This window comes from Streptococcus sp. GMD6S, from assembly GCF_000297015.1.
This window is the reverse complement of record NZ_AJRH01000116.1, coordinates 1-1896: the sequence shown is the minus strand read 5'-3', so window position 1 is coordinate 1896 and position 1896 is coordinate 1. Positions and strand designations below refer to the sequence as shown.

Annotated in this window: 5 protein-coding genes; 1 reads left to right on the top strand and 4 read right to left on the bottom strand. The window is 42.8% G+C overall.

All coding sequences use genetic code 11. The features are described 5' to 3' along the window. The coding region (locus tag GMD6S_RS13150; RefSeq protein WP_008294167.1) for an LPXTG cell wall anchor domain-containing protein at positions 1-158 on the top strand (158 nt) is incomplete at its 5' end. Between the two features lie 168 nt (positions 159-326). Here GMD6S_RS13150 and GMD6S_RS08920 read toward each other — a convergent pair. The 4 genes from GMD6S_RS08920 to GMD6S_RS08905 all read right to left on the bottom strand — a co-directional run. Beyond that, positions 327-458: a hypothetical protein gene (locus GMD6S_RS08920; RefSeq protein ID WP_000242232.1), complete on the bottom strand. Its 132-nt coding sequence runs from the start codon at positions 456-458 to the stop codon at positions 327-329. A gap of 61 nt (positions 459-519) precedes the next feature. Beyond that, positions 520-813 carry a DUF5960 family protein gene (locus tag GMD6S_RS08915; RefSeq protein WP_000196987.1) on the bottom strand — a complete coding sequence of 98 codons (294 nt, stop codon included), beginning with the start codon at positions 811-813 and terminating at the stop codon, positions 520-522. Then, complete coding sequence (locus tag GMD6S_RS08910) at positions 806-1168, bottom strand: hypothetical protein (protein WP_000567207.1); 363 nt, start codon at positions 1166-1168, stop codon at positions 806-808. The genes GMD6S_RS08915 and GMD6S_RS08910 overlap by 8 nt, the downstream gene beginning before the upstream one ends. After that, positions 1165-1896, bottom strand: a 732-nt coding sequence (locus tag GMD6S_RS08905; protein ID WP_000630383.1) for a DinB/UmuC family translesion DNA polymerase, incomplete at its 5' end; no start/stop codon positions are given. The genes GMD6S_RS08910 and GMD6S_RS08905, both read right to left, overlap by 4 nt.

The window sequence follows — 1896 nt, the reverse complement described above, 5'->3', positions numbered from 1 at the left end:
CAAAAGATGAAAAAGCTCCTGTTACAGCTACAGTCAAAGAAGACAAGGAAAGACTACTCCCTGCAACTGGGGAACAAGAAGCAAGTGCCTTCCTCTTCTTGGCAGCCATTACTTCTATCTTGTCTCTCCTCATCTTCCAAAAGAATTTCAAAGACTAATAACCCTCTTTGATTGATTCTTTTCCATTATTTCAGTTCCCCCGTTGAGAAGACCATTTGGTCTTCTCTTTTTCTATCTGTAAAATTAAAAAACATCCACAAATATACATGGATATTTTGGTATGACTCTGTAAAGTAAGATGATCATTGAAGATAGCTGTTCTCAAATCAAACCACGTTTTCAAATAAACGCTCATCCAAAAAAGAGAGTCCCTCTTGTCTTATCTCATCAGAACTACCATCATAAGTTTCTGCAAGAACTCCACAGATAAAAGATGGTGTTTCGAATTCCAATACCATGAGATTTTCTGACGCTCACCAGCCATCTTTCCTAAATCAGACTTCCCTCTCCCACACCTAGTCACTGACTACTATTTTTGAGTCCAGCATATGCATAGGTTCGATTTCTGGGACACTCTTTTTCCGTCACCACCCTAAAATAAAAGCGATGCTCCCGCCCATCCTTGGCGTTTTCCTTGTTTAAAACAAAGTAGTTTTTCTGATTCATCGCCATAGTGCGTAGGATGTCATCGATCAAAAAAGTCAGTGGTACATTCATAGCAGAGTATTTTTGAAAATCCTCTTCAAAGCGGATATAACTATCTGAAAAATAATCCATCTGCAGTTTGTTTTCATACAAGTCTTTTCTAGTCATACACTCCCCCCTCCCACAGTCGAATTTCTAGGACATCTACTACCTCTACCAGCCTATAGCCCTCATTGGTCCTAATAGATAGAGTTTGAGGTGATAATTCGCTTACCTCACCAATGATCGTGGTTTTCTGCTTCTTTTCCTTGACCACAAAGCATCCCTTCAGTTGCCCGACATAAAGTTGCGAAAGCAAGAGTAACTTCTCAACGGGATTCAGACTCGTCGAGAAAGCTACCCGATTTTTCTCTTCACCGAGTGAACTAGTATGCTCTGAGAGGAAAAAGCCCATCCACTTCTGCATCCCTGGATCTTGATAGTCACGCGCAGATTGAAAGGGTAAATAAGAACGATCAATCATTTTAAACCATCTAATCCTCCAGCAGAATGCCCCCCAATCAGCTTGCTTCTGGCAAGACTCCTAGAGGCTTCTTCCAGTGCATTGGCCTTTAAGAGGGAGGTAAAACCAAATTGTTCCCGAATGGCATCAATAGCCGTCTGGAGCCTTTCTTCTTTTTCTAACTTGTCAACATCATCAAAGAGGGAGATCAAGCCAAAGGACTCGTCCACAAATCCTGAATAGTTGACTCCGACACTTCTGACCGCTCCAGAAGTGTATTTGTTATGAAATAGCTTCAAAACGTGGTCTGTTAAAATAGCTGTATTATTGGTCGGTTCGACCTTCATTTGTGTGTGAATAGACGGCCTGACCTCCTGCTTAGAGAAACCAACATAGATAGAGACAAGGGTTGTTTTCTTGCCCGCCCTTCTCAGCCTAATAGCCACCTGCTCCGCCATTTCTCGGAGAATAATTTCAATATCCCGTAGCTTCACGTAGTCTCTCGGCAAGATTTGAGAATTTCCTAACCCTTGGGACTTGGCTTTATAGGGCCTGTGAACATTGCTCTCATCAATCCCGTTAGCATGAAACCACAAACGCAGGCCAGTCTGACCCAGAGCCTTCTGTAGCTGGTCTGGGTTGCTTGTAGCTAATTCTCTGATGGAAAAAATCCCCAGAGCATGCAAACGTTTCTCCATCCGCCTGCCAATCCCCCAAAAGTCCGTCATCTTGGGAATGGCCCAAACCTT